Annotated in this window: 24 protein-coding genes; all 24 read left to right on the top strand. The window is 66.7% G+C overall.

Annotated elements, in window-relative coordinates:
* Positions 1-9: 9 nt before the first annotated feature.
* The 24 genes from aroB to hisH all read left to right on the top strand — a co-directional run bounded on the left by aroB (position 10) and on the right by hisH (position 24,690).
* The gene (aroB, locus tag ACIPRI_RS02600; protein ID WP_446588184.1) at positions 10-1,113 is read left to right on the top strand and encodes a 3-dehydroquinate synthase; all 1,104 of its coding nucleotides are present in this window, start codon (positions 10-12) and stop codon (positions 1,111-1,113) included.
* Between the two features lies 1 nt (position 1,114).
* Positions 1,115-2,245, top strand: coding sequence for a deoxyguanosinetriphosphate triphosphohydrolase (locus tag ACIPRI_RS02595; protein WP_446588182.1), 1,131 nt, complete (start codon positions 1,115-1,117; stop codon positions 2,243-2,245).
* Positions 2,233-3,531: an MFS transporter gene (locus ACIPRI_RS02590; protein ID WP_446588180.1), complete on the top strand. Its 1,299-nt coding sequence runs from the start codon at positions 2,233-2,235 to the stop codon at positions 3,529-3,531. Before ACIPRI_RS02595 ends, ACIPRI_RS02590 begins: the two co-directional genes overlap by 13 nt.
* A gap of 2 nt (positions 3,532-3,533) precedes the next feature.
* The gene (locus ACIPRI_RS02585; RefSeq protein WP_446620366.1) at positions 3,534-4,127 is read left to right on the top strand and encodes a DUF1415 domain-containing protein; all 594 of its coding nucleotides are present in this window, start codon (positions 3,534-3,536) and stop codon (positions 4,125-4,127) included.
* Positions 4,124-5,014, top strand: coding sequence for a class I SAM-dependent methyltransferase (locus tag ACIPRI_RS02580; protein WP_446588178.1), 891 nt, complete (start codon positions 4,124-4,126; stop codon positions 5,012-5,014). The genes ACIPRI_RS02585 and ACIPRI_RS02580 overlap by 4 nt, the downstream gene beginning before the upstream one ends.
* A 23-nt stretch (positions 5,015-5,037) precedes the next feature.
* On the top strand, positions 5,038-5,733 hold the full coding sequence (locus tag ACIPRI_RS02575; protein ID WP_446588176.1) for an REP-associated tyrosine transposase: 696 nt from the start codon (positions 5,038-5,040) through the stop codon (positions 5,731-5,733).
* Between the two features lie 186 nt (positions 5,734-5,919).
* Complete coding sequence (locus tag ACIPRI_RS02570; protein WP_446588174.1) at positions 5,920-10,659, top strand: glutamate synthase-related protein; 4,740 nt, start codon at positions 5,920-5,922, stop codon at positions 10,657-10,659.
* A 41-nt stretch (positions 10,660-10,700) separates the two neighbouring features.
* Complete coding sequence (locus tag ACIPRI_RS02565) at positions 10,701-12,179, top strand: glutamate synthase subunit beta (protein ID WP_446588172.1); 1,479 nt, start codon at positions 10,701-10,703, stop codon at positions 12,177-12,179.
* 355 nt (positions 12,180-12,534) lie between these two features.
* Positions 12,535-13,362 carry an ABC transporter ATP-binding protein gene (locus ACIPRI_RS02560; protein WP_446588170.1) on the top strand — a complete coding sequence of 276 codons (828 nt, stop codon included), beginning with the start codon at positions 12,535-12,537 and terminating at the stop codon, positions 13,360-13,362.
* Positions 13,359-14,141, top strand: coding sequence for a lipid asymmetry maintenance ABC transporter permease subunit MlaE (gene mlaE / locus ACIPRI_RS02555; RefSeq protein ID WP_446588168.1), 783 nt, complete (start codon positions 13,359-13,361; stop codon positions 14,139-14,141). The genes ACIPRI_RS02560 and mlaE overlap by 4 nt, the downstream gene beginning before the upstream one ends.
* 49 nt (positions 14,142-14,190) lie before the next feature.
* The gene (gene mlaD / locus ACIPRI_RS02550) at positions 14,191-14,685 is read left to right on the top strand and encodes an outer membrane lipid asymmetry maintenance protein MlaD (RefSeq protein WP_446588166.1); all 495 of its coding nucleotides are present in this window, start codon (positions 14,191-14,193) and stop codon (positions 14,683-14,685) included.
* On the top strand, positions 14,682-15,422 hold the full coding sequence (locus ACIPRI_RS02545) for an MlaA family lipoprotein (protein WP_446588164.1): 741 nt from the start codon (positions 14,682-14,684) through the stop codon (positions 15,420-15,422). The genes mlaD and ACIPRI_RS02545 overlap by 4 nt, the downstream gene beginning before the upstream one ends.
* 107 nt (positions 15,423-15,529) lie before the next feature.
* Complete coding sequence (locus ACIPRI_RS02540; RefSeq protein WP_446588161.1) at positions 15,530-16,219, top strand: MlaC/ttg2D family ABC transporter substrate-binding protein; 690 nt, start codon at positions 15,530-15,532, stop codon at positions 16,217-16,219.
* A 26-nt stretch (positions 16,220-16,245) separates the two neighbouring features.
* Entirely contained in the window at positions 16,246-16,518 is a 273-nt protein-coding gene (locus tag ACIPRI_RS02535; RefSeq protein ID WP_446620365.1) for an STAS domain-containing protein, read from the top strand.
* Positions 16,519-16,597: 79 nt separating this feature from the next.
* Positions 16,598-17,545, top strand: a complete 948-nt coding sequence (locus ACIPRI_RS02530) for an ABC transporter ATP-binding protein (RefSeq protein ID WP_446588159.1) — start codon at positions 16,598-16,600, stop codon at positions 17,543-17,545.
* Positions 17,545-18,309, top strand: a complete 765-nt coding sequence (locus tag ACIPRI_RS02525) for an ABC transporter permease (protein ID WP_446620364.1) — start codon at positions 17,545-17,547, stop codon at positions 18,307-18,309. Before ACIPRI_RS02530 ends, ACIPRI_RS02525 begins: the two co-directional genes overlap by 1 nt.
* Positions 18,310-18,397: 88 nt before the next feature.
* The gene (locus tag ACIPRI_RS02520; protein WP_446588157.1) at positions 18,398-18,640 is read left to right on the top strand and encodes a BolA family protein; all 243 of its coding nucleotides are present in this window, start codon (positions 18,398-18,400) and stop codon (positions 18,638-18,640) included.
* Between the two features lie 22 nt (positions 18,641-18,662).
* Complete coding sequence (gene murA, locus ACIPRI_RS02515) at positions 18,663-19,940, top strand: UDP-N-acetylglucosamine 1-carboxyvinyltransferase (RefSeq protein ID WP_446588155.1); 1,278 nt, start codon at positions 18,663-18,665, stop codon at positions 19,938-19,940.
* Positions 19,937-20,581 (top strand): ATP phosphoribosyltransferase, encoded by a 645-nt coding sequence (gene hisG, locus ACIPRI_RS02510; RefSeq protein ID WP_446588152.1) that lies wholly within the window; start codon positions 19,937-19,939, stop codon positions 20,579-20,581. The genes murA and hisG overlap by 4 nt, the downstream gene beginning before the upstream one ends.
* Positions 20,578-21,897 carry a histidinol dehydrogenase gene (gene hisD, locus ACIPRI_RS02505; RefSeq protein WP_446588150.1) on the top strand — a complete coding sequence of 440 codons (1,320 nt, stop codon included), beginning with the start codon at positions 20,578-20,580 and terminating at the stop codon, positions 21,895-21,897. The genes hisG and hisD overlap by 4 nt, the downstream gene beginning before the upstream one ends.
* Positions 21,898-21,899: 2 nt before the next feature.
* Positions 21,900-22,253: a hypothetical protein gene (locus ACIPRI_RS02500; RefSeq protein ID WP_446588148.1), complete on the top strand. Its 354-nt coding sequence runs from the start codon at positions 21,900-21,902 to the stop codon at positions 22,251-22,253.
* A gap of 11 nt (positions 22,254-22,264) precedes the next feature.
* A complete protein-coding gene (gene hisC / locus ACIPRI_RS02495; RefSeq protein WP_446588146.1) occupies positions 22,265-23,359 on the top strand; it encodes a histidinol-phosphate transaminase in 1,095 nt (364 codons plus the stop codon).
* A complete protein-coding gene (gene hisB / locus ACIPRI_RS02490) occupies positions 23,356-23,991 on the top strand; it encodes an imidazoleglycerol-phosphate dehydratase HisB (protein ID WP_446588144.1) in 636 nt (211 codons plus the stop codon). The genes hisC and hisB overlap by 4 nt, the downstream gene beginning before the upstream one ends.
* Before the next feature lie 51 nt (positions 23,992-24,042).
* Positions 24,043-24,690: an imidazole glycerol phosphate synthase subunit HisH gene (gene hisH, locus ACIPRI_RS02485; protein ID WP_446588142.1), complete on the top strand. Its 648-nt coding sequence runs from the start codon at positions 24,043-24,045 to the stop codon at positions 24,688-24,690.
* Positions 24,691-24,696: the final 6 nt, after the last annotated feature.

Below are 24,696 nucleotides of genomic sequence, written 5' to 3'. Positions count from 1 at the left end.
TCGACGGCTATGCCAGTGCCAGCCCCCCATGCGCGTGTCGAGATCGAACTCGGCGAAAGAAGCTATTCCATCCTGATCGGCAGCGGCCTGCTGCAGGAGCCCCAGGCGCTCGACGCGCTGCCCCGCGCCGCCAGCGCGCTCATCGTCACCAACTCCACTGTCGGCCCGCTGTACACCGCCCAGCTGCGCGAAGCGCTGGCCGGGCGCCACGCCCAGGTCCATGTGCTGGAGCTGCCCGACGGCGAGGTCTACAAGGACTGGGCCACGCTCAACCTGATCTTCGATGCACTGCTGAGCCACGGCTGCGACCGCAAGACGGTCCTGTATGCACTGGGCGGCGGCGTGGTGGGCGACATGACCGGCTTTGCCGCGGCCAGCTACATGCGCGGCGTGCCCTTCGTCCAGGTGCCGACCACCTTGCTGGCCCAGGTCGATTCCTCGGTGGGTGGCAAGACGGCCATCAACCACCCGCTGGGCAAGAACATGATCGGCGCCTTCTACCAGCCGCAGCGCGTGCTGTGCGACCTGGCAACGCTCAAGACCCTGCCGCCGCGAGAGTTGAGCGCGGGGCTGGCGGAGGTCATCAAGTACGGGCCGATCCACGACATGGACTTCCTGGCATGGATCGAGGCGAATCTGCAGGCCCTGCTCGCGCGCGAGCCGGCCGCGCTGGCCCATGCGGTGCGCCGCAGCTGCGAGATCAAGGCCCTGGTGGTAGGCCAGGATGAGCGCGAAGCCGGCCTGCGCGCCATCCTCAACTTCGGCCACACCTTCGGCCATGCCATCGAGTCCGGCCTGGGCTATGGCGAGTGGCTGCATGGGGAAGCGGTGGGCTGCGGCATGGTGTTGGCGGCAGAGCTCTCGCAGCGCCTGGGCGGTGTCGATGCCGCCTTTGTGCAGCGGCTCACGAAGCTGATCGAGGCTGCCGGCCTGCCGGTGCGCGGGCCCGCGCTGGGGGCCGAGCGCTACCTGGCGCTGATGCGCGTCGACAAGAAGTCCGAAGCCGGCGAAATCCGCTTCGTGGTGCTCGACAAGCCGGGCTCGGCCGTCGTGCGCAGCGCGCCTGACGCCATGGTGCGTGACGTTCTCGCCGCTTGCTGCGAGCCGCTCTGAGATGAGCCTGGCGCCTTACGCGAGCCATGCGGCAGCGTCGCGCGGCAGGCGCCACGCGGAGCCGCCGGCGCCCACGCGCGACGACTTCCAGCGCGACCGCGACCGCATCGTTCACTCCACTGCCTTCCGGCGCCTGGTCTACAAGACGCAGGTCTTTCTCAACCACGAGGGAGACCTGTTCCGGACCCGGCTCACCCATTCGCTGGAAGTGGCGCAGCTGGGCCGTTCGGTGTCGCGCTCGCTGCAGCTCAACGAAGACCTGGTCGAGGCCATTGCATTGGCGCACGACCTGGGCCACACGCCCTTCGGCCATGCCGGCCAGGACACGCTGAACGACTGCATGGCGCAGCACGGCGGCTTCGAGCACAACCTGCAGAGCCTGCGGGTGGTCGACCGGCTGGAGCACCGCTATCCGCAGTACGACGGCCTCAACTTGAGCTTCGAGACGCGCGAGGGCATCCTCAAACATTGCTCGCGCGCCAATGCCGAGCGCATCGAACAGGGCGAGCCGCACGGCGTTGCGCACCGCTTCCTCGCGCGTACGCAGCCCAGCCTGGAAGCCCAGCTGTGCAACCTGGCCGACGAGATCGCCTACAACGCACACGACATCGACGATGGCGTGCGCTCCGGGCTGATCGATATCGGCCAGCTGGCGCAAGTCGAGCTGTTCGAGCGCTTCCGGCGCGAAGCCGTGGCCGAGTACCCCCAGCTGGCCGGCCGCCGCCTGCTTTATGAAACCATCCGCCGCATGCTCAGCGCGCAGGTCTACGACGTGATCGATGCCACCCGCGCGGCCCTTGCCGAGGCTGCGCCCGGCGATGCCGACGCCGCGCGGCGGTGCCCGCCGCTGGTGCTGTTCAGCGATGCGATGCGGGTCCAGTCGAGCGAGCTCAAGCGATTCCTGTTTGCCAATCTGTACCGCCATCCGCGCGTGGTCCAGACCACCACCCAGGCGCAGGACGTGGTGCGCGAGCTGTTCGACGCCTACCTGGCGCAACCCGCGGAAATGCCCCAGGCCTATGCGGAGCAAGCCGATCTGCACCGCGCCGTGGCCGACTACATCGCCGGCATGACCGACCGCTACGCCATGCGCGAGCACGAGCGCCTGACGGGCCGCACATGGATCGCCTGAACACGCCAGCTGCCGGCGAGCGGCGCGATGGCTCGGTGCCGGCGGCGGCCTTCGCCGTGGTGGCGGCCGGTGTCGCCGCCGCCCTGCACCTGGGCAAGCTGCCGCCAGCGGTGCCCGCGCTGCGCGAAGCGCTGGGCATCAGCCTGGTGGAGGCCGGCTTTCTGCTGTCGCTGGTGCAGTTGGCGGGCATGACGCTGGGCCTGGTGGCGGGCCTGGCGGCCGATTCGCTGGGCTTGCGACGCAGCATGCTGATCGGGCTGGCCCTCGTCACCCTGGCCGGCAGTGCCGGCGCATTCGTCGATCCCGGGCCGCACGCGCTGACTTTCTTGCTGGCCCTGCGCGCGCTGGAGGGCGTGGGTTTCCTGCTGACCGTGATGCCGGGGCCCGGCCTGATCCGCGCGCTGGCGCCGCCCGACGCCGAAAAGAGCGCGCTGGGTTTGTGGGGCGCCTACATGCCGCTGGGCGTGGCGCTGGCCTTGCTGGTCGGGCCGCCGTTCATCGCTCGCAGTGGCTGGCCTGGCTGGTGGTGGCTGCTGTCGGCGATCTCGGCCGTCGCGGCGATCTGGGTCGTGCGTGCGGTGCCGCCCGATGCCCGACCGCAAGGCGGCCCGGCCACCGCGCCAGCTTGGCGCGAGCGCCTGTCACAGACCTTGGGCGCGGCCGGGCCGCGCATGCTCGGCTTGGCATTTGCCGTCTACTCCGCGCAATGGATGGCGGTGATCGGCTTCCTGCCTGCCATCTATGCCGAAGCCGGCATCGCGGCCGGCTTGAGCGGCGTGCTGAGCGCGGCGGCGGCCGCGGCCAACATCGTCGGCAACCTGGCCGGTGGTCGGCTGCTGCAGGCGGGCGTTGCGCCCGAGCGGCTGCTGCGCTGGGGCTTTGGCGTGATGCTGGTGGGCAGCGTGGCCGCCTTCGCGCAGTGGGGACATGGCGACGAAGTCCGGGCGCTGCCGGCAGCGCTGCGCTACGCTTGTGTTTGCCTTTTTTCGCTGGGCGGCGGCATGGTGCCGGCGACCCTGTTCATGCTGGCGGTGCGGCTGGCGCCGTCGTCCACCACCGTATCGACCACGGTTGGGCTGATGCAGCAGGCTTCATCGCTGGGACAATTCTTCGCGCCGCCCGCGGTCGCCTGGCTGGCGCACCGTGCCGGTGGCTGGCAATGGACCTGGGTGGCCACCTTGGCCTGCTCGCTGGTCGGCATGCTGGCGGTGGCGCGGCTGGCGGCCCTGCGCCAGCACCTGGCAGGGACCACAACCACGGCGAGCAACACATCGGCATCACCATGATGATGAACATCGACGACGCGATCACGGCGCGCGACAACGCCTATGAAGAGCGCGTGCTGGCCGACACCCGGCGCTGGCTGGAGCGCGCCGTCATCGGCCTGAACCTGTGCCCCTTTGCGAAGGCGGTGCATGTGAAGCAGCAGATCCACTATGCGGTCTATCACCAGGCCGACGAAGCGGGCCTGCTGGATGCCCTGATGTTCGAGGCCGCCCAACTGCTGGCGCACGACGCGGCGGTGCGTGACACCACCTTGCTGATCGCGCCGCAGGCGCTGGCGGACTTTCTGGATTTCAACGACTTCACCGGCCGGGCTGAGCGCCGGCTGGCGCGCGCGGGCTACGACGGCGTGCTGCAGCTGGCCAGCTTCCACCCCCGATTCCAGTTCGCCGGCAGCGAGGAGGGCGACATCGCCAATGCCACCAACCGCTCGCCCTATCCCACCCTGCATCTGCTGCGCGAGGACAGCGTGAGCCAGGCAGTCGATGCCTTTCCCGATGCGGCCGACATCTTCGAGCGCAACATCGAGACACTGGAGCGCCTGGGCCCCGACGGCTGGGTTGCGCTGGACGTCGGCCCCGGCGGAGACATGAAATGACCCTGGCGCTCAAGCTTTCCAAGACCGAGAAGGCGCAGGCCGAGGTGCAGCAGGAGCTGCGGCCGGGGCAGTCGATCGAGCTGCTCAAGGAGTTGCACATCCTCACGCGGGAAGGGCGGCTCAACCAGGATTCGCGGCGCAAGCTCAAGCAGGTCTACCACCTGTTCCAGTTCATCGAGAAGCTGCTGCTGGAGCTGCCCGAGGAGGGCAAGCATGCAAGCCTGGCGGACCATGGTGCCGGCAAGTCCTACCTGGGCTTCATCATCTACGACCTGTTCTTTCGCGCGCGCGGCGAAGGTGGGCTCAGTGGGCACGATGGGCATGTTTACGGCATCGAGACGCGTTCCGAGTTGGTGTCGCGCTCGCGCGAACTGGCGGCGCGGCTGGGCTTCGACCGCATGTCCTTCCTCAACCTCAGCGTGGCCGAGGCGACCGGCGCGGCCGAGCTGCCCGAGCGCATCGACGTCGTGACCGCGCTGCACGCCTGCGACACCGCCACCGACGATGCCATCGCCTTTGGTCTGGCCAAGAAGGCCCGCTTCATGGTGCTGGTGCCCTGTTGCCAGGCGGAGGTGGCGGCCTGCCTGCGCGAAAGCAAGGCGCTGGCCTTGTCTCGCACGCCGCTGGCCGAGCTGTGGCGCCATCCGCTGCACACGCGGGAAATCGGCAGCCAGCTCACCAACGTGCTGCGCTGCCTGTTTCTGGAGGCGCACGGCTACCAGGTCACGGTGACGGAACTGGTGGGCTGGGAGCACAGCATGAAGAACGAGCTCATCATCGCGCGCCACACCGGCCACCGGAAGGCGAGTGCGGCGGCAAGGCTTTCGGAGTTGCTCTCCCAGTTCGGGCTGGAGTCCTTGCTGGAAAGCCGCTTTCGCCTCGGCTGAGCGGCCGCGCTTCGGGCAGCACCATGGCACGCCTTCCCCGCCTGACCTTGCCGGGCCAGCCGCACCATGTGATTCAGCGCGGCAACAATCGCCAGCCCATCTTTGCCGACCGAGAGGATCGCGAAATGCTGCTCGCGCTGATCGGCGAGCATGCGGCCCGGCTGCAGGTGGCGCTGCATGCCTACGTGCTGATGGACAACCACTTTCACCTGCTGGCCACGCCATCGACCGGCGACGGCTTGCCGCAGTGGATGCAGGCGGTGGGGCGGCGCTACGTGCGCTATTTCAACGACCGCCATGGGCGCAGCGGCACCTTGTGGGAGGGCCGCTACCGCTCCACCCTGATCCAGACCGATCGCTACTTCCTGGCCTGCATGGCCTACATCGATCTGAATCCTGTGCGCGCGGGGATGGTCGCCGATGCACGCGACTACCCCTGGTCCAGCCATGGCCACTATGCGGGGCTGCGCAGCGACAAGCTGATCACGCCGCACCCGCTGTACTGGTCGCTGGGCAACACCCCCTTTGCCCGCGAAGCGGCCTACGCCGAACTGGTGCACGCCGGTGTTGCGCAGGCCGACATCACGCTCTTGACCGAAGCCACCTTGCGCGGCTGGGCGGCTGGCGATGCTGGTTTTGTGGAATTGCTACAAAAGAACACTGATCGTCGCGTGGTCAAGGGCAGGCCAGGACGACGCCCACGGGTCGAAAAAAGCTAGTCTGAATTGCGGCTCGGCATTGCCCAGCTTGGTTGGGTTGCTACCATTTTTGATATGCCCCCATTTAAATTCCGAGCAAATTACTTGGAATTTAATTAGAATCTGACCCCCATTAAAGTGGTTGGCATTGATTGTGCAACGCAATATCCTTGCGATCCCTGCGAAAAACTGTCCAAGGAGTGCGCCATGACGACGGCTGCCGAAATTCAATACCTGCAAGAACATGGCCTGTACTCGGGCGCCAATGAGCATGACGCGTGCGGCGTCGGCTTCGTGGCCCACATCAAGGGTGAAAAGAGCCATGCCATCGTCCAGCAGGCGCTGAAGATCCTCGAGAACCTCGACCATCGTGGCGCCGTCGGCGCCGACAAGCTGATGGGCGACGGCGCCGGCATCCTGGTGCAACTGCCCGATCTGCTCTACCGCGAAGAAATGGCCAAGCAGGGCGTGACCCTGCCGCCTTTGGGCGAGTACGGCGTGGGCATGATCTTCCTGCCCAAGGAACACGCCTCGCGCCTGGCCTGCGAGCAGGAAATGGAGCGCGCCATCAAAGCCGAAGGCCAGGTGCTGCTGGGCTGGCGCGACGTGCCGGTGAACCGCGAGATGCCGATGTCGCCCGCGGTGCGTGAAAAGGAGCCGATCCTGCGCCAGGTCTTCATCGGCCGCGGCGACGACGTGATCGTGCAGGACGCCCTGGAGCGCAAGCTCTACGTGATCCGCAAGACGGCCAGCGCCAACATCCAGCGCCTGAAGCTCAAGCACAGCAAGGAGTACTACGTTCCCAGCATGTCGAGCCGCACGGTGGTCTACAAGGGCCTGCTGCTGGCTGATCAAGTGGGCACCTACTACCTTGATCTGCAAGACAATCGCTGCGTCTCGGCCCTGGGCCTGGTGCACCAGCGCTTCTCGACCAACACCTTCCCGGAGTGGCCGCTGGCCCACCCCTACCGCTACGTCGCCCACAACGGCGAAATCAACACGGTCAAGGGCAACTACAACTGGATGAAGGCGCGCGAAGGCGTGATGTCTTCGCCCGTGCTCGGCGCCGACCTGGCCAAGCTGTACCCGATCAGCTTCGCCGGCCAGTCCGACACCGCGACCTTCGACAACTGTCTCGAACTGCTGACCATGGCCGGCTACCCGATCAGCCAGGCCGTGATGATGATGATTCCGGAGCCGTGGGAGCAGCACGCCACCATGGATCCGCGCCGCCGCGCCTTCTACGAGTACCACGCCGCGATGCTGGAGCCGTGGGATGGCCCGGCCTCGATCGTGTTCACCGACGGCCGCCAGATCGGCGCCACGCTGGACCGCAATGGCCTGCGCCCCTCGCGCTACTGCGTGACCGACGACGACCTGGTCATCATGGCTTCCGAATCCGGCGTGCTGCCGGTGCCGGAGCAGAAGATCGTGCGCAAGTGGCGCCTGCAGCCCGGCAAGATGTTCCTGATCGACCTGGAACAGGGCCGCATGATCGACGACGAGGAAGTCAAGTCGACGCTGGCCAACAGCAAGCCCTACAAGCAGTGGATCGAGAACCTGCGCATCAAGCTCGACAGCGTGCAGGCCGAATCGGTCACGGTGCCCAAGTCCGAGGTCAAGCTCCTGGACCAGCAGCAGGCCTTCGGCTACACGCAGGAAGACATCAAGTTCCTGATGAGTCCGATGGCGCAGGCGGGTGAAGAAGGCATCGGCTCCATGGGCAACGACAGCCCGCTGGCCGTGCTGTCCAGCAAGAACAAGCCGCTGTACAACTACTTCAAGCAGCTGTTCGCGCAAGTGACCAACCCGCCGATCGACCCGATCCGCGAGGCGATCGTGATGTCGCTGGTGTCCTTCGTCGGCCCGAAGCCGAACCTGCTGGACATCAACCAGGTCAACCCGCCGATGCGGCTCGAGTTGTCGCAGCCGGTCCTGGACTTTGCCGACATGGCCAAGATCCGCGACATCGGCAAGTACACGCAGGGCAAGTTCAAGAGCTATACGCTGGACATCACCTACCCGCTGGCGTGGGGCGATGAGGGCGTGGAAGCCAAGCTGGCTTCACTGTGCGCGGAAGCGGTCGATGCCATCAAGGGCGGCCACAACATCCTGATCGTCAGCGATCGCGGCGTCAGCGCCACCCAGATCGCCATTCCGGCGCTGCTGGCGCTGTCGGCGGTGCACCAGTTCCTGGTACGCGAAGGCCTTCGCACCACCGCCGGCCTGGTGGTGGAAACCGGCTCGGCGCGCGAAGTGCATCACTTCGGCGTGCTGGCCGGCTACGGCGCCGAAGCCGTCCATCCCTACCTGGCGATGGAAACCCTGGCCGCCATGCACGAAGACCTGCCCGGCGACATGAGCGCCGAGAAGGCCATCTACAACTATGTGAAGGCGATCGGCAAGGGCCTGTCCAAGATCATGTCGAAGATGGGTGTGTCCACCTACATGAGTTATTGCGGCGCCCAGCTGTTCGAGGCCATCGGCCTGAACACCGAGACGGTCGAAAAGTACTTCACCGGCACCGCCAGCCGGGTCGAGGGCATCGGCGTGTTCGAGATCGCGCAGGAAGCCATCCGCACGCACAAGGCCGCCTTCGGCGACGACCCGGTGCTGTCCAACATGCTGGACGCCGGCGGCGAATACGCGTGGCGCACCCGTGGTGAAGAGCACATGTGGACGCCCGACGCGATTGCCAAGCTGCAGCACAGCACGCGCGCCAACAACTTCAGCACCTACAAGGAATACGCGCAGCTCGTCAACGACCAGAGCCGGCGTCACCTGACGCTGCGTGGCCTGTTCGAGTTCAAGTTCGATCCGACCAAGGCCATCCCCGTGGACGAAGTCGAGCCGGCGGCCGAGATCGTCAAGCGCTTCGCCACCGGCGCCATGTCACTGGGCTCCATCAGCACCGAGGCGCATTCCACGCTGGCCATTGCCATGAACCGCATCGGCGGCAAGAGCAACACCGGCGAGGGCGGCGAAGACCCGGCGCGCTACCGCAACGAACTCAAGGGCATCCCGATCAAGAAGGGCGACACGCTCAAGAGCGTGATCGGCGAAGCCAACGTCGAGGTCGACCTGCCGCTTGCGGATGGCGACTCGCTGCGCTCGCGCATCAAGCAGGTGGCTTCGGGCCGCTTCGGCGTCACCGCCGAGTACCTGTCCTCGGCCGACCAGATCCAGATCAAGATGGCGCAAGGCGCCAAGCCCGGCGAAGGCGGCCAGCTGCCCGGCGGCAAGGTGTCGAACTACATCGGCGCGCTGCGCTACTCGGTTCCGGGCGTGGGCCTCATCTCGCCGCCGCCGCACCACGACATCTACTCCATCGAAGACCTGGCGCAGCTGATCCACGACCTGAAGAACGTGGCGCCGCATTCCAGCATCAGCGTCAAGCTGGTCAGCGAGGTGGGCGTGGGCACCATCGCCGCGGGCGTCGCCAAGTGCAAGAGCGACCACGTGGTGATCGCCGGCCATGACGGCGGCACGGGCGCATCGCCCTGGTCGTCCATCAAGCATGCCGGCAGCCCCTGGGAAATCGGCTTGGCCGAAACCCAGCAGACCTTGGTGCTGAACCGCCTGCGCGGGCGCATCCGGGTGCAGGCCGACGGCCAGATGAAGACCGGCCGCGACGTCGCCATCGGCGCGCTGCTGGGCGCCGATGAATTCGGCTTTGCCACCGCCCCGCTGGTGGTGGAGGGCTGCATCATGATGCGCAAGTGCCACCTCAACACCTGCCCGGTGGGCGTGGCCACGCAAGACCCGGTGCTGCGCAAGAGGTTCACCGGCAAGCCCGAGCACGTGGTGAACTACTTCTTCTTCGTCGCCGAGGAAGTGCGCCAGATCATGGCCCAGCTGGGCGTGCGCAAGTTCGACGACCTGATCGGCCGCGCCGACCTGCTCGACATGCGCAAGGGCATCGAGCACTGGAAGGCACGCGGCCTGGACTTCAGCCGCCTGTTCGCCAGAGCCGAGGTGCCGGCCGAAGTGCCGCGCTTCCATGTGGAGAACCAGGACCACGGACTGGAAAAGAGCCTGGACGTCAAGCTGATCGAGAAGTCGCGCCCCGCCATCGAAAAGGGCGAAAAGGTGCAGTTCATCGAGGTGGCGCGCAACGTCAACCGCTCGGTGGGCGCGATGCTCTCGGGCGCGCTGACCAAGGTGCATCCGCAGGGCCTGCCGGACGACTCGATCCGCATCCAGCTGGAAGGCACGGGCGGCCAGTCCTTCGGCGCCTTCCTGCAGCGCGGCATCACGCTTTACCTGATCGGTGACGCCAACGACTACACCGGCAAGGGCCTGTCGGGCGGCCGCGTGGTGGTGCGCCCGAGCCTGGATTTCCGCGGTGAAGCGATCAAGAACACCATCGTCGGAAACACCGCGCTCTACGGCGCGACCACCGGCGAGGCCTTCCTGTGCGGCGTGGCCGGCGAGCGCTTTGCCGTGCGCCTGTCGGGCGCCACGGCGGTGGTCGAAGGCACCGGCGACCATGGCTGCGAATACATGACCGGCGGCACGGTGGCCGTGCTGGGCAAGACCGGGCGCAACTTCGCGGCCGGCATGAGCGGCGGCGTGGCCTTCGTCTACGACGAGGACGGCGAATTCGCCTCGCGCTGCAACCTGTCGATGGTCTCGCTGGACAAGGTGCTGACCTCGGCCGAGCAGACCGCCAGCGTCAAGCGCGCCGTCTGGCACGGCGGTCAGACCGACGAGGCGCTGCTGCGCAAGCTCTTGGAAGACCACCACCGCTGGACCGGCAGCAAGCGCGCACGCGAGCTGCTGGACCACTGGGCGACGGCGCGCACCCGCTTCGTCAAGGTGTTCCCGAACGAGTACAAGCGCGCACTGTCCGAGATCCACGACCGCGAGGTGGAAGCCAGCAGCAGCGGCAACAACGCGCATGTGGGCCTGGAGCCGCATGCCACGCGCCAGCCGGCCAAGGTCTGAGCCCAAGGCAGCAGCACACACAAGAACACAAGGACAGCACGATGGGAAAAATCACCGGCTTCATGGAGCATGAGCGCATCGAGGAGGGCTACAAGCCCGTCAAGGAGCGCGTCAAGCATTACAAGGAATTCGTGGTCGGCCTGAACGCCGAACAGGCAAAGGTCCAGGGCGCACGCTGCATGGACTGCGGCACGCCCTTTTGCAACAGCGGCTGCCCGGTCAACAACATCATTCCGGACTTCAACGACCTCGTTTATCGCAACGATTGGCAAAGCGCCTTCGCGGTGCTGGATTCGACCAACAACTTCCCCGAGTTCACCGGCCGCATCTGCCCGGCGCCCTGCGAAGCCGCCTGCGTGCTCAACGTGAACGACGACCCGGTGGGCATCAAGTCGATCGAGCACGCCATCATCAACCGCGCCTGGGAAGAGGGCTGGGTCGAGGCGCATCCGGCGCGCCACAAGACCGGCAAGAAGGTGGCGGTGGTGGGTTCCGGCCCGGCCGGCATGGCGGCGGCGCAGCAGCTGGCGCGTGCCGGCCATGACGTCACCCTGTTCGAGAAGAACGACCGCATCGGCGGCCTGCTGCGCTATGGCATCCCCGACTTCAAGATGGAGAAGTCGCACATCGACCGCCGCGTCGAGCAGATGAAGGCCGAAGGCGTGGTGTTCCGCACCGGCGTGGTCGTGGGCGCTGCCAAGGATCCGCTGGGCAAGGGTTCCAAGGTCACCAACTGGGCCAAGGAAACGGTCACGCCCGAAGAGCTCGACAAGGAGTTCGATGCGGTGGTGCTGACCGGCGGCGCCGAGCAGTCGCGCGACCTGCCGGTGCCCGGCCGCGACCTGGACGGCATCCATTTCGCGATGGAGTTTCTGCCGCAGCAGAACAAGGTCAACGCCGGCGACAAGGTCAAGGGCCAGATCACTGCCTCCGGCAAGCACGTTATCGTGATCGGCGGCGGCGACACGGGCTCCGACTGCGTGGGCACCAGCAATCGCCACGGCGCCGCCAGCGTCACGCAGTTTGAACTGCTGCCGCAGCCGCCCATCGAGGAAAACCGTCCGATGACGTGGCCCTACTGGCCGATCAAGCTGCGCACCAGCTCCAGCCACGAAGAAGGTTGCGAGCGCGAGTTCGCCATCTCGACCAAGGAATTCATCGGCGAGAAGGGCAAGGTCACCGGCCTCACGACCGTTCGCGTCGAGTGGAAGGACGGCAAGATGGTCGAGGTGCCCGGCAGCGAGCAGGTGCTCAAGGCCGACCTGGTGCTGCTGGCCATGGGCTTTGTCAGCCCCGTCGCGCCGATGCTGGAAGCCTTCGGCGTCGAGAAGGATGCGCGCGGCAATGCCAAGGCCACGGTCGAGTTCATCGGCGGCTATGCCACCAACGTGCCGAAGGTGTTTGCCGCCGGCGACATCCGCCGCGGCCAGTCGCTGGTGGTGTGGGCCATCCGCGAAGGCCGCCAGGCCGCTCGCGCGGTGGACGAGTTCCTGATGGGCTTCAGCGACCTGCCGCGCTAGGAGGCTGTCGGGCTTGGGCATGGCCCCGCGTTGCGCGAGGCAGGGCGCAGGCAAGGCGCCAAGCGCAAGCTGGACTGAAGTCCAGCGAGCATTGGCAACGCCGCATGCGCCCTGTCTCGCGCAACCCTTCGCGCTGCCTGGGACTGCCATGCCGCGTTGCGGGCTCGTTGTGTGGCTCGCCACACGGCCTCGCCCACGCCTTGCCTGGCAGTCCCAGGCAGCGGCGCGGGGCCATGCCCAAGCCCGACGGCCTCCTAGTGTTGGAAAAACGCCAGCCATCGCGTTCATTTATCATCGTGTAACCGCAGAGCCGGGATTCCCTCATCGGAACACCCGGCTCTCTTTTTTTTGCACGATGACCGCCTTGGCCATTCCCTCCTCACTCGTCGAATTCAGGAACCTTGCCTTCGGCTACGACACACGCGTCATCCTGGACGGCGTGTCGTTTCGCGTTCCGCGCGGGCGGGTCACCGCCATCATGGGCGCGTCCGGCGGCGGCAAGACCACGGTCCTGCGGCTGATCGGCGGGCAGTTGCGCGCCCAGCGCGGCGAGGCCTTGTTCGATGGCCAGGACGTCGCCAGCCTCGACCGGACGCAGCTTTATCAGGCGCGCCGGCGCATGGGCATGCTGTTCCAGTTCGGCGCGCTGTTCACCGACATGAGCGTGTTCGACAACGTCGCCTTTCCGCTGCGTGAGCACACCCCGCTGTCCGAGGCGCTGGTGCGCGACATCGTGCTGATGAAGCTGGAGGCCGTGGGCCTGCGCGGCGCGCGCGACCTGATGCCCAGCGAAGTTTCCGGCGGCATGGCGCGGCGCGTGGCACTGGCGCGCGCCATCGCGCTCGATCCCGAACTGGTGATGTATGACGAGCCCTTTGCCGGACTCGACCCGATTTCGCTGGGTACCGCCGCGCAGCTGATCCGGCGCCTGAATGACTCGCTGGGGTTGACCAGCATCGTGGTTTCGCACGACCTGGAGGAAACCTTCGGCATCGCCGACCACGTGGTGATCCTCGCCAACGGCCGCGTGGCGGCCGAGGGCTCGCCGGCCGAGGTGCGCGAAAGCACCGATCCGCTGGTGCATCAGTTCGTCAATGCGCTGGCCGACGGGCCGGTGCATTTCCACTATCCGGGCGTCAGCGTGGACGATGATTTCGGCAACGCCGATGGGGGGCGGGCATGAGTATTTGGCGCCCGTCCGACCTCGGCTTTGCCGTGCGCTCCAAGCTGTCCGACCTGGGCTGGGGGGCGCAGCTGTTCGTGCGCCTGCTGGCACAAGCCGGCGCCAGCGCGCGCCGCTTTGGCCTGGTGCGCGACCAGATCCACTTTCTGGGCAACTACTCGCTGGCGATCATTGCGGTCTCGGGCCTGTTCGTCGGCTTCGTGCTGGGGCTGCAGGGCTACTACACCTTGCAGCGCTATGGCTCCGCCGATGCGCTGGGGCTGCTGGTGGCGCTGAGCCTGGTGCGCGAGCTGGGGCCAGTGGTGGCGGCCTTGCTGTTCGCTGGCCGCGCCGGCACCTCGCTGACCGCAGAGATCGGCCTGATGAAGGCGGGCGAACAACTGAGCGCCATGGAGATGATGGCGGTCGACCCGGTGCAGCGCATCCTGGCGCCGCGCTTCTGGGCGGGCGTCATCACCATGCCGCTGCTGGCGGCGGTGTTCAGTGCTGTCGGCGTGGCCGGCGGCTATGTGGTGGGCGTCGTCATGCTGGGCGTGGATTCGGGCGCCTTCTGGGGCCAGATGCAGGGCGGTGTCGATGTCTGGCGCGATGTCGGCAACGGCGTGGTCAAGAGCCTGGTGTTCGGCGTCACGGTCACCTTCGTGGCGCTGCTGCAAGGCTATGAGGCGCAGCCCACGCCGGAAGGCGTGTCCCGGGCCACCACGCGCACGGTGGTGATGGCGTCGCTGGCGGTGCTGGGGCTGGACTTCGTGCTCACCGCCATGATGTTCAGCATCTGAAAAAGAGCGTGCGGGCGCTGAAGAGATAGAAAAGAGAAGGGTACAAGAAATGCAACGTTCCAAGAACGACATCTGGGTCGGCCTGTTCGTGCTGATCGGCGCTGCTGCCTTGCTGTTCCTTGCGCTGCAGTCGGCCAACCTGCTGAGCCTGAGCTTCCAGAGCACCTACAAGGTGAGCGCGCGTTTCGACAACATCGGCGGGCTGAAGCCGCAAACCGCGGTCAAGAGCGCCGGCGTGGTGGTGGGGCGTGTTGAATCCATCACCTTCGACGACAAGAACTTTCAGGCAGACGTAACATTGGCGTTGCAAAGCCGTTACAGTTTCCCCAAGGACAGCTCGCTCAAGATCCTGACCAGCGGCCTTCTCGGTGAACAGTACATTGGCATCGAGGCAGGCGCGGAAGAAAAAAACCTGCAGGCGGGCGACACCATCACGGCAACCCAGTCGGCGGTAGTCCTTGAAAACCTGATCAGCCAATTCCTCTACAGCAAGGCCGCGGAAGGCAGCCAAGCTGCGGGGGGCACGTCCAACAACAAGAAATGAAGCCAACTTTGATCCGCCACGGGGCGGGTAGCGCGCCCGGCAGCACGGCCCGCCGGCTCGGGGCCGTGGCCCTGGTCGCGGCCTGCCTGGGCGGTTGTGCCACCGGCCCGCAAGCCAATCCAGTCGACCCGCTCGAGCCCTTCAACCGCGGCGTGACGCGCTTCAACGACGTCGTCGACGGCGCGGTCATGCGGCCCGTGGCCGTGGCCTACGAGACCGTCGTTCCGCAACTGCTGCGCACCGGCGTCACCAACTTCTTCAACAACCTGACCGACGTCTGGAGCTTTGCCAACAGCGTGATGCAGCTGCGTGGCCAGCAAAGCGCGCAAACCTTCATGCGGGTGAACGTCAACACCTTCTTCGGGCTGGGCGGCTTTCTCGATGTTGCCAGCGAGGCGGGCATCGAGCGGCATCGCGAAGATTTCGGCCAGACCCTGGGACGCTATGGCGTGGGCGCGGGCCCCTACCTGGTGCTACCCATCCTCGGGCCGTCGACCGTGCGCGACACGGCGGCGTTGCCGGTGGACTATCAAGGTGGGCTGATCTCCAACGTCGACAACATTCCGTTGCGCAACTCGATGTATGCCTTGCGTCTGGTGGATGCCCGGGCCGAATTGCTGAAGGTCGACCGCATGCTTGACCAGATGGCCCTCGACAAGTATTCGTTCACGCGGGACATCTTCCTGCAGCGCCGGCGCAATGACGTCTACGACGGCAATCCGCCTGACGAGCCTTGAGCCACGGCGCGCGCGCCTACAACACAACGGGAACCTCGCGCACGAAACCGGCCCCTAAGCGGGCAGGAACATCGTGCGAGCGCATCGAACAAGGGATCTTTCACATCATGCACAACAAGACGACCACTGCCACTCTTCATCAACGCCGCGGCTTCGGCCGTGTGCTGCTGGCCGGCGCGCTGCTGGTGGGTGCGGCCGTCGGGCTGGCGCCCTTGGCGCGCGCCGCCGACGAGGCGCCCGATGCGCTGGTCAAGCGCCTGACCACCGACGTGCTGCAGACGATCAAGTCCGACAAGTCGATCAAGGCCGGCGACATCAACAAGATCATGCTGCTGGTCGACACCAAGATCATGCCCAACGTCAACTTCCAGCGCATGACCGCCTCGACCGTCGGCCCGAAGTGGCGTGAAGCCACGCCGGAGCAGCAAAAGCGCCTGCAGGAAGAATTCAAGACGCTGCTGGTGCGCACCTATGCCGGCGCGCTCGACCAGGTCACCGACCAGGAAGTCACCGTGCGGCCCTTCCGTGGCTCAGCCGAAGACAAGGAAGTGCTGGTGCGTACCGAGGTGCGCGGCAGCGGCGAGCCGGTGCAGCTCGACTACCGCCTGGAAAAGACCCCGGGCGAGGCCGGTGGCTGGAAGATCTACAACCTCAACGTGCTGGGCATCTGGCTGGTCGATACCTATCGCACCCAGTTCACCCAGGAGATCAACAGCAAGGGCATCGACGGCTTGATTGCCTCCCTGGCAGCGCGCAACAAGGCTGGTGTCACTGGCGTCAGCGGCGCCAAGAGCTGAGGCGCGGGCGCTTTCCAATGGCCATGATGCTGGTTCTGCCCGCCAAGCTCACGCACGACGACGTGCCCGCCTGCCTGCGCATGCTGCAGCAAGGCGTGGCGGGGAGCAACGGCTCGTCCACGGTGGTAGACGCCAGCGCGCTCGCCCAGTTCGATTCCTCCGCGCTGGCCGTGCTGCTCGATTGCCGGCGCGAAGCCCTGGCCCTGGGTCGCGGCTTCGCCGTCAAGGCCCTGCCGACCCGCCTGCGCGAACTGGCCTCGCTCTACGGCGTCGCCGCGCTGCTGCCGGCCGCACCCTGAGCCGGTCGCACCCTGAGCCGGCCCGGTGTGGCCGGCGCGGGGCGGGGATTTCCCCGGGCCCGTAAAATCGCGCCCTTCCATGCCCGCCATCTCGTTTCAGTCTGTTTCCAAGACTTATCCCCCCTCGCGCCAACAGCGCGCCCAAGGCAAGGCGGGTCTGCAAGCCCTCGACAACGTCAGCTTCGACATCGAGCCTGGCGAATTCTTCGGGCTGCTGGGGCCGAACGGCGCCGGCAAGACCACCCTGATCAGCATCCTGGCCGGCTTGTCGCGGCCCACGACCGGTGCGGTGCGCGTGCATGGCTTGGACGTGCAGGCCCAGTTTGCCGATGCCCGGCGCCAGCTCGGCGTGGTGCCGCAAGAGCTGGTGTTCGATCCCTTCTTCAACGTGCGCGAGGCGCTGCGTATCCAGTCGGGCTACTTTGGCATCCGCAACAACGACGACTGGATCGACGAGTTGCTGCACAGCCTGGGCCTGTCTGACAAGGCCGGCGCCAACATGCGCCAGCTTTCGGGCGGCATGAAGCGCCGCGTGCTCGTGGCGCAGGCGCTGGTGCACAAGCCGCCGGTGATCGTGCTGGACGAGCCCACCGCCGGCGTCGACGTCGAGCTGCGCCAGACGCTCTGGCAGTTTGTCGCCAAGCTCAACAAGCAGGGCAGCACCGTACTGCTCACCACGCACTACCTGGAAGAGGCGGAAGCCCTGTGCAGCCGCATCGCCATGCTCAAGCAGGGCCGCGTGATCGCGCTGGACCGCACCAGCGAGCTGCTGCGCGCGGCCGCCAGCAACGTGCTGCGCTTCAAGACCGACGGCCAGCTGCCCTGGGAGATCGCCCGCCACGCGCGCATCACCGGCCGGATCGTGCAGCTGCCGGCGCAGAACGCACACGAGGTCGAGCAGTTGCTGGCCGCCATCCGCCAGGCCGGCCTGGCCGTGGAAGACGTCGAGATGCGCAAGGCTGACCTCGAAGACGTGTTCATCGACCTGATGGCCGGCGAGCAGACGCCGCTGGAGGTGGCAAGATGATGATCACCGCCGTTGGCTGGCGCGCGCTGCTTTACAAGGAGGTCCTGCGCTTCTGGAAGGTCGGCTTCCAGACCGTGGGCGCGCCGGTGCTCACCGCCGTGCTTTACCTGATGGTGTTCGGCCACGTGCTGGAAGACCACGTGAAGGTCTACGGCAGCGTCAGCTACACCGCCTTCCTCATTCCCGGCCTGGTGATGATGAGCGTGCTGCAGAACGCCTTTGCCAACAGCTCGTCCTCGCTGATCCAGAGCAAGATCATGGGCAACCTGGTGTTCGTGCTGCTCACGCCGCTGTCGCACTGGGGCTGGTTCTTTGCCTACGTGGGCTCCTCGATCGTGCGCGGCATCGCAGTGGGCGTGGGCGTGTTCGCCGTCTGTCTCTTCTTTGCCGTGCCCGGCTTCGTCGCGCCGCTCTGGGTCCTGGTGTTCGCCTTCCTCGGCGCTGCCATGCTCGGCACACTGGGGCTGATCGCCGGCCTGTGGTCGGAAAAGTTCGACCAGATGGCGGTGTTCCAGAACTTCCTGATCATGCCCATGACCTTCCTGTCGGGCGTGTTCTATTCGATCCATTCGCTGCCGCCCTTCTGGCAGAAGGTGAGTCACCTCAATCCCTTCTTCTACATGATCGACGGCTTTCGCTATGGCTTCTTCGGCGTGAGCGATGCGTCGCCCTGGCTCAGCCTGGCCATCGTCGGCGGCGCCTGGCTCATCGTGAGCGCCCTGGCCGTGCACCTCTTGCGCATTGGCTACAAGATCCGCGGATAACGCACCATGACCCCCACGCTCATCACTTCGTGTATCGCTGCCCCCCGAGGGGGCGCAACGCCCTTCGGGCGGCCGGGCGGGCGTTGACATGACCGCCGAAGAACTGCAATCCATCATCGCCGCCGGCCTGCCGTGCGAGCACATCGCGCTCGAGGGCGACGGCCGGCACTGGTATGCCACCATCGTTTCGGCCGAATTCGAGGGCAAGCGCCTCATCCAGCGCCACCAGCGGGTCTACAAGACGCTCGGTGAGAAAATGCATACGGACGAGGTGCATGCCCTCTCGATGAAAACCTTCACGCCGGCCGAGTGGGCCGCCCAATCGCGCTAGCCCTCATCTTTCTGGACTGCTCATGGACAAATTGCTGATTCGCGGCGGGCGCCAGCTTCGCGGCGAAGTCCCCGTTTCCGGCGCCAAGAACGCCGCCCTGCCCGAACTCTGTGCCGCCCTCCTGACCGAGGAGCCGGTCGTGCTGCACAACGTGCCGCGCCTGCAGGACGTGGCCACCATGCTCAAGCTGGTGCGCAACATGGGCGTCGTGGCCGATCGCGACGACAACGGCACCGTGCGCTTGAACGCACGCGACCTCACCCACCCCGAAGCGCCCTACGAGCTGGTGAAGACCATGCGTGCGTCCGTGCTGGCCCTGGGCCCGCTGATCGCGCGCTTCGGCCATGCCAAGGTTTCGCTGCCGGGCGGCTGCGCCATCGGCTCGCGTCCGGTGGACCAGCACATCAAGGGCCTGCACGCCATGGGCGCCGAGATCAGCGTCGAGCACGGCTACATGGTCGCCACGCTGCAGAAGGGCCGCACCCGCCTGCATGGCGCGCGCATCACCACCGACATGGTCACCGTCACCGGCACCGAGAACTTCCTTATGGCCGCCGCCCTGGCCGACGGCGAGACGGTGCTGGAGAACGCCGCCCAGGAACCGGAGATCACCGACCTGGCCGAGATGCTGATCGCGATGGGCGCGAAGATCGAAGGCCACGGCACCAGCCGCATCCGCATCCAGGGCGTCGAGCGCCTGCATGGCTGCGAGCACCGCGTGGTGGCCGACCGCATCGAGGCCGGCACCTTCCTGTGCGCGGTGGCGGCGGCCGGCGGCGACGTGCTGCTGCGCCATGGCCGCGCGGATCACCTGGACGCGGTGATCGAAAAGCTCATCGAAGCCGGCGCCGAAGTCACGGCGGTGGAGGGCGGCATCCGCGTGCGCGCCAGCGGCCGCCTGAAGGCGCAAAGCTTTCGCACCACCGAATACCCGGGCTTCCCGACCGACATGCAGGCCCAGTTCATGGCGCTCAACGTGATCGCGCAGGGCACCTCCACGGTGACCGAGACCATCTTCGAGAACCGCTTCATGCACGTCGACGAGATGCTGCGCCTGGGCGCCAAGATCCAGACCGACGGCAAGGTGGCCGTGATCGAAGGCGTGCCGCAGCTGTCCGGCGCCACCGTGATGGCGACCGACCTGCGGGCGTCGGCCAGCCTGGTGATCGCCGGCCTGGTGGCCGATGGCGAAACCCTGGTCGACCGCATCTACCACCTGGACCGTGGCTACGACCGCATGGAAAGCAAGCTGCGCGCGATCGGTGCCGACATCGAGCGGGTGACGGGAGCCGCAGCGTGATCACCCTGGCGCTTTCCAAGGGCCGCATCTTCGAGGAGACCCTGCCTCTGCTGGCCGCTGCCGGCATCGAGGTGACGGAAGACCCCGAAAAATCGCGCAAGCTCATCCTCGCCACCACCCGGCCCGACGTGCGCGTGGTGCTGGTTCGCGCCTCCGACGTGCCCACCTATGTGCAGTACGGTGGCGCCGACCTGGGCGTGACCGGGCTCGACGTCTTGCTCGAGCATGGCAACCAGGGCCTGTACCAGCCGCTCGACCTGAAGATTGCCGCCTGCCGCCTGAGCGTGGCGGTGCGCGCCGACTACGACTACGCCTCGGCCGTGCGCCAGGGCGCGCGCATCAAGGTGGCGACCAAGTACGTCGGGCTGGCGCGCGAGTTCTTTGCCAGCAAGGGCGTGCACGTCGACCTGATCAAGCTCTACGGCAGCATGGAGCTGGCGCCGCTCACCGGCCTGGCCGACGCCATCGTCGACCTGGTGTCCACCGGCAACACGCTCAAGGCCAATCACCTGGTCGAGGTCGAGCGCATCATGGACATCAGCGCCCGCCTGGTGGTGAACCAAGCCGCGCTCAAGCTCAAGCGCGAACCCATCCGCCACATCATCGACGCCTTTGCCAAGGCGACCCCCGGCAACCCATGACCCTCACCGCCGCCCCCGCGCGTCTGTCGACCGCCTCCGCCAGTTTCGAAGCCGACTTCAAGGCGCGCCTGCATTGGTCGGATGAAACCGACGCGGCCATCGAGCAGCGGGTGGCGGACATCCTGGACGACGTGCGCCAGCGCGGCGACGCGGCAGTGCTCGAGTACACCGCACGCTTCGACCGGCTCGAGGCCAAGGACATGAAGGCGCTGGAACTGAGCGCCGCCGAGCTGCGTGCTGCCTTCGACGGCCTGCCCGCCGCGCAGCGCCAGGCGCTGGAATCGGCCGCACGCCGTGTGCGCAGCTACCACGAGGCGCAAAAGAAGGCCTGCGGCGAAAGCTGGAGCTATCGCGACGAAGACGGCACCCTGCTCGGCCAGAAGGTCACGCCGCTGGATCGCGTCGGCATCTACGTGCCGGGCGGCAAGGCCGCCTATCCTTCCAGCGTGCTGATGAACGCCATTCCGGCCCACGTGGCCGGCGTGGGCGAGATCATCATGGTGGTGCCCACCCCGGGCGGCGAAAAGAACCCGTTGGTGCTGGCCGCTGCCCACGTGGCCGGCGTCACGCGCGCCTTCACCCTGGGCGGCGCCCAGGCGGTGGCGGCGCTGGCCTACGGCACCGCCAGCGTGCCGGCGGTCGACAAGATCACCGGCCCCGGCAATGCCTACGTGGCCGCGGCCAAGCGCCGCGTGTTCGGCACCGTGGGCATCGACATGATCGCCGGCCCCAGCGAGATCCTGGTGCTGGCCGACGGCACCACGCCGCCCGACTGGGTAGCCATGGACCTGTTCAGTCAGGCCGAGCACGACGAGCTGGCGCAAAGCATCCTGCTGTGTCCGGATGCGGCCTACATTGACGCCGTGCAGCGCGAGATCGACCGCTTGCTGCCCACCATGCCGCGCGCCCAGATCATTGCCGCGTCGCTCAACGGCCGCGGCGCCCTCATCCACACGAAGAGCATGGAAGAGGCTTGCGAGATCAGCAACCGCATTGCGCCGGAGCACCTGGAAGTGAGCAGCCGCGAGCCTGCCCGCTGGGAACCGCTGCTGCGCCATGCCGGCGCGATCTTCCTGGGCGCCTTCACCAGCGAAAGCCTGGGTGACTACTGCGCCGGCCCGAACCACGTGCTGCCCACCAGCGGCACCGCGCGCTTCTCCAGCCCGCTGGGCGTCTACGACTTCCAGAAGCGCAGCAGCCTGATCGAGGTGAGCCAGGCCGGGGCCCAGGTGCTGGGCCCGATCGCCGTGACCCTGGCCGAGGGCGAGGGCCTGCAGGCGCATGCCGAAGCCGCTCGCATGCGGCTGGACAAGTAGTCATGCGGGTGGTTCGCGCGTCGGCCGTGCTGGCCCTGCTCTTGGCTGCCGCCGGCGCACAGGCCATGAGCATCCGGGAAATGCGCACGCTGGAAGCCAACGAGAAAGAAGGAAAGATCTACGCCAGCTACTACCTGGTCGGCGTGATGGAAGGCCTGCGCGAAGCCAGCGACATCGCCCTGCGCAATGGCCAGAAGCCGAGCTTCTGCATCGAAGGCCGGCGCCTCGAGCCCACCATGGCGCGCGCGCTCTACCAGAGCGAACTGAGCCGCAACGCGGACAGCTACGAGGCCGACATGCCCGTGCAGCTGGTCGTCAAGGCGGCCCTGCAGAACAGCTTTCGCTGCACCCACTGAATTCTTCCTTCATGAACGCAACCGAGCCCATCGCCAAGTCCCCCCTGCAACGCATCCGCGCCGACGTGCAGGGCATGCATGCCTATGCGGTGCAGGATTCGCGCGGCCTGGTCAAGCTCGACGCCATGGAGAACCCCTTCGGCCTGCCGCCAGCGCTGCAGGCCGAGCTGGGCCGGCGCCTGGGCGCGGTAGCGGTCAACCGCTATCCCGGCGAACGCATCGCCGACCTGCAGCGCGCGCTGGCCGCCCACGCGGGCCTGCCGGAGGGCTTTGCCCTGATGCTCGGCAACGGCTCGGACGAGCTGATCTCGCTCTTGGCCATGGCCTGCGACCTGCCTGGCGCCACCATTCTGGCGCCGGTGCCCGGCTTCGTGATGTACGCCATGAGCGCGCAGCTGCAGGGCCTCGCCTTCGTCGGTGTGCCGCTCACGGCCGACTTCGAGCTCGACGAGGCCGCCATGCTGGCCGCCATCGCCAAGGAACGCCCGGCCATCGTCTACCTGGCCTACCCCAACAACCCGACGGCCAACCTGTGGGACGACGCGGTGATCGACAGGATCATCGAAGCCCAGGGCGCGCAGGGCGGCCTGGTGGTGATCGACGAGGCCTACCAGCCCTTTGCCGCGCGCAGCTACATCGACCGCGTGGCGAAGTACGGCCACGTGCTCTTGATGCGCACCCTCAGCAAGTTCGGCCTGGCCGGGGCGCGCCTGGGCTACCTGATGGGGCCGGCCGCACTCGTCGCCGAGATCGACAAGCTGCGCCCGCCCTACAACATCAGCGTGCTCAACTGCGAGTGCGCGCTCTTCGCGCTCGAGCATGCAGAGGTCTTCGCCCACCAGGCCAGGACCATCCGCGAACAGCGCGCCTGGATCTTCGAGGCGCTGGCCCGCTTGCCGGCGGTGAAGAGCTGGCCCAGCCAGGCCAACATGATCCTGGTGCGGGTGCCCGATGCCAGCAAGGCCTTCGAGGGCATGAAGGCGCGCGGCGTGCTGGTCAAGAACATTTCTAAAATGCACCCATTGCTGGCCAATTGCCTGCGGCTCACGGTCGGAACGCCCGACGAGAATCGGCAGATGCTGGCAGCCCTCGAACAATCTCTATGAACACCCCCACGGCTCCCGAAGCAGTCACCAGCGTTGCAGTCGGCGCGCGCACGGCGCAGGTCGAGCGCAATACCGCTGAAACCAAGATCAAGGTGAGCGTCAACCTCGACGGCACCGGCCGCGCGCAGCTTTCCACCGGCATCGGCTTCTTCGACCACATGCTCGACCAGATCGCGCGCCACGGCTTGATCGACCTGGAGATCGACTGCAAGGGCGACCTGCACATCGACGGCCACCACACGGTGGAAGACGTCGGCATCACCCTGGGCCAGGCGGTGGCCAAGGCGGTGGGCGACAAGAAGGGCATCCGCCGCTATGGCCACGCCTATGTGCCGCTGGACGAAGCGCTGTCGCGCGTGGTCATCGATTTTTCCGGCCGGCCGGGCCTGGTGATGGACGTGCCCTTCACCAGTGGCATGATCGGCGGCTTCGACAGCCAGCTCACTTATGAGTTTTTCCAGGGCTTTGCAAATCACGCCTTCGTCACCTTGCACATCGACAACCTCAAGGGCGTCAATGCGCACCACCAGTGCGAAACCGTTTTCAAGGCCTTTGCCCGCGCGCTGCGCGCGGCGCTGGAGCTCGATCCGCGCTCCGCGGGCGTCATTCCTTCCACCAAGGGTTCGCTCTAGTCCACCTTTGGCTTCCCTCGTGATGTTTTCAGTTTTCCGCTAGCAGAACGCATGGCTAATACCGTTGCGGTCGTCGACTACGGCATGGGCAATCTGCGCTCCGTGTCGCAAGCCGTCCAGCACGCGGCCGACGAGGTCGGCGTGCAGGTTTTCGTCACCTCCGATCCACGGGTGGTGCGTGACGCCACCCGTGTCGTGCTGCCGGGGCAGGGCGCCATGCCCGACTGCATGCGCGAGCTGCGCGAATCGGGCCTGCTCGAATCGGTGCTCGAGGCGGCTGCCAGCAAGCCGCTGTTCGGCGTGTGCGTGGGCATGCAGATGCTGCTCAGCCACAGCGAGGAGGGCGCCACCGACGGGCTGGACCTGATCCCCGGACGCGTGGTCAAGTTCGAGCTTGCAGGCCGCCTGCAGCCCGATGGAAGCCGCTACAAGGTGCCGCAGATGGGCTGGAACCAGGTGCGCCAGGCCCAGCCGCATGCGCTGTGGGCCAAGGTGCCGGATGAGGCCTGGTTCTACTTCGTGCACAGCTTCTACGCGCGGCCGATGGATCCGCGCCACAGTGTGGGCGAGGCTGAATACGGTGAACGCTTTACCGCTGCCGTGGCCCGCGATAATATTTTTGCGACTCAATTCCACCCAGAGAAAAGTGCGGAATTCGGGTTGCAGCTCTATCGAAACTTTCTCCACTGGAACCCCTGAGCCCCC

It is taken from the genome of Variovorax sp. LARHSF232 (genome assembly GCF_052871435.1).
The sequence above is the reverse complement of the archived record's forward strand: the minus strand, read 5'-3'. Positions and strand labels throughout refer to the sequence as shown.

Bases quoted from the DNA above. Each gene is read 5' to 3' on its own strand.
- ACIPRI_RS02570 (WP_446588174.1), top strand. From the start codon at position 5,920: ATGACGACGGCTGCCGAAATTCAATACCTGCAAGAACATGGCCTGTAC.
- ACIPRI_RS02530 (WP_446588159.1), top strand. From the start codon at position 16,598: ATGCCCGCCATCTCGTTTCAGTCTGTTTCCAAGACTTATCCCCCCTCG.
- ACIPRI_RS02590 (WP_446588180.1), top strand. From the start codon at position 2,233: ATGGATCGCCTGAACACGCCAGCTGCCGGCGAGCGGCGCGATGGCTCG.
- ACIPRI_RS02585 (WP_446620366.1), top strand. From the start codon at position 3,534: ATGAACATCGACGACGCGATCACGGCGCGCGACAACGCCTATGAAGAG.
- hisB (WP_446588144.1), top strand. From the start codon at position 23,356: ATGAACACCCCCACGGCTCCCGAAGCAGTCACCAGCGTTGCAGTCGGC.
- ACIPRI_RS02575 (WP_446588176.1), top strand. From the start codon at position 5,038: ATGGCACGCCTTCCCCGCCTGACCTTGCCGGGCCAGCCGCACCATGTG.
- hisD (WP_446588150.1), top strand. From the start codon at position 20,578: ATGACCCTCACCGCCGCCCCCGCGCGTCTGTCGACCGCCTCCGCCAGT.
- ACIPRI_RS02560 (WP_446588170.1), top strand. From the start codon at position 12,535: ATGACCGCCTTGGCCATTCCCTCCTCACTCGTCGAATTCAGGAACCTT.
- hisH (WP_446588142.1), top strand. From the start codon at position 24,043: ATGGCTAATACCGTTGCGGTCGTCGACTACGGCATGGGCAATCTGCGC.
- ACIPRI_RS02580 (WP_446588178.1), top strand. From the start codon at position 4,124: ATGACCCTGGCGCTCAAGCTTTCCAAGACCGAGAAGGCGCAGGCCGAG.
- ACIPRI_RS02535 (WP_446620365.1), top strand. From the start codon at position 16,246: ATGCTGGTTCTGCCCGCCAAGCTCACGCACGACGACGTGCCCGCCTGC.
- ACIPRI_RS02565 (WP_446588172.1), top strand. From the start codon at position 10,701: ATGGGAAAAATCACCGGCTTCATGGAGCATGAGCGCATCGAGGAGGGC.
- ACIPRI_RS02545 (WP_446588164.1), top strand. From the start codon at position 14,682: ATGAAGCCAACTTTGATCCGCCACGGGGCGGGTAGCGCGCCCGGCAGC.
- ACIPRI_RS02540 (WP_446588161.1), top strand. From the start codon at position 15,530: ATGCACAACAAGACGACCACTGCCACTCTTCATCAACGCCGCGGCTTC.
- mlaD (WP_446588166.1), top strand. From the start codon at position 14,191: ATGCAACGTTCCAAGAACGACATCTGGGTCGGCCTGTTCGTGCTGATC.
- aroB (WP_446588184.1), top strand. From the start codon at position 10: ATGCCAGTGCCAGCCCCCCATGCGCGTGTCGAGATCGAACTCGGCGAA.
- ACIPRI_RS02595 (WP_446588182.1), top strand. From the start codon at position 1,115: ATGAGCCTGGCGCCTTACGCGAGCCATGCGGCAGCGTCGCGCGGCAGG.
- ACIPRI_RS02520 (WP_446588157.1), top strand. From the start codon at position 18,398: ATGACCGCCGAAGAACTGCAATCCATCATCGCCGCCGGCCTGCCGTGC.
- ACIPRI_RS02525 (WP_446620364.1), top strand. From the start codon at position 17,545: ATGATCACCGCCGTTGGCTGGCGCGCGCTGCTTTACAAGGAGGTCCTG.
- ACIPRI_RS02500 (WP_446588148.1), top strand. From the start codon at position 21,900: ATGCGGGTGGTTCGCGCGTCGGCCGTGCTGGCCCTGCTCTTGGCTGCC.
- murA (WP_446588155.1), top strand. From the start codon at position 18,663: ATGGACAAATTGCTGATTCGCGGCGGGCGCCAGCTTCGCGGCGAAGTC.
- mlaE (WP_446588168.1), top strand. From the start codon at position 13,359: ATGAGTATTTGGCGCCCGTCCGACCTCGGCTTTGCCGTGCGCTCCAAG.
- hisC (WP_446588146.1), top strand. From the start codon at position 22,265: ATGAACGCAACCGAGCCCATCGCCAAGTCCCCCCTGCAACGCATCCGC.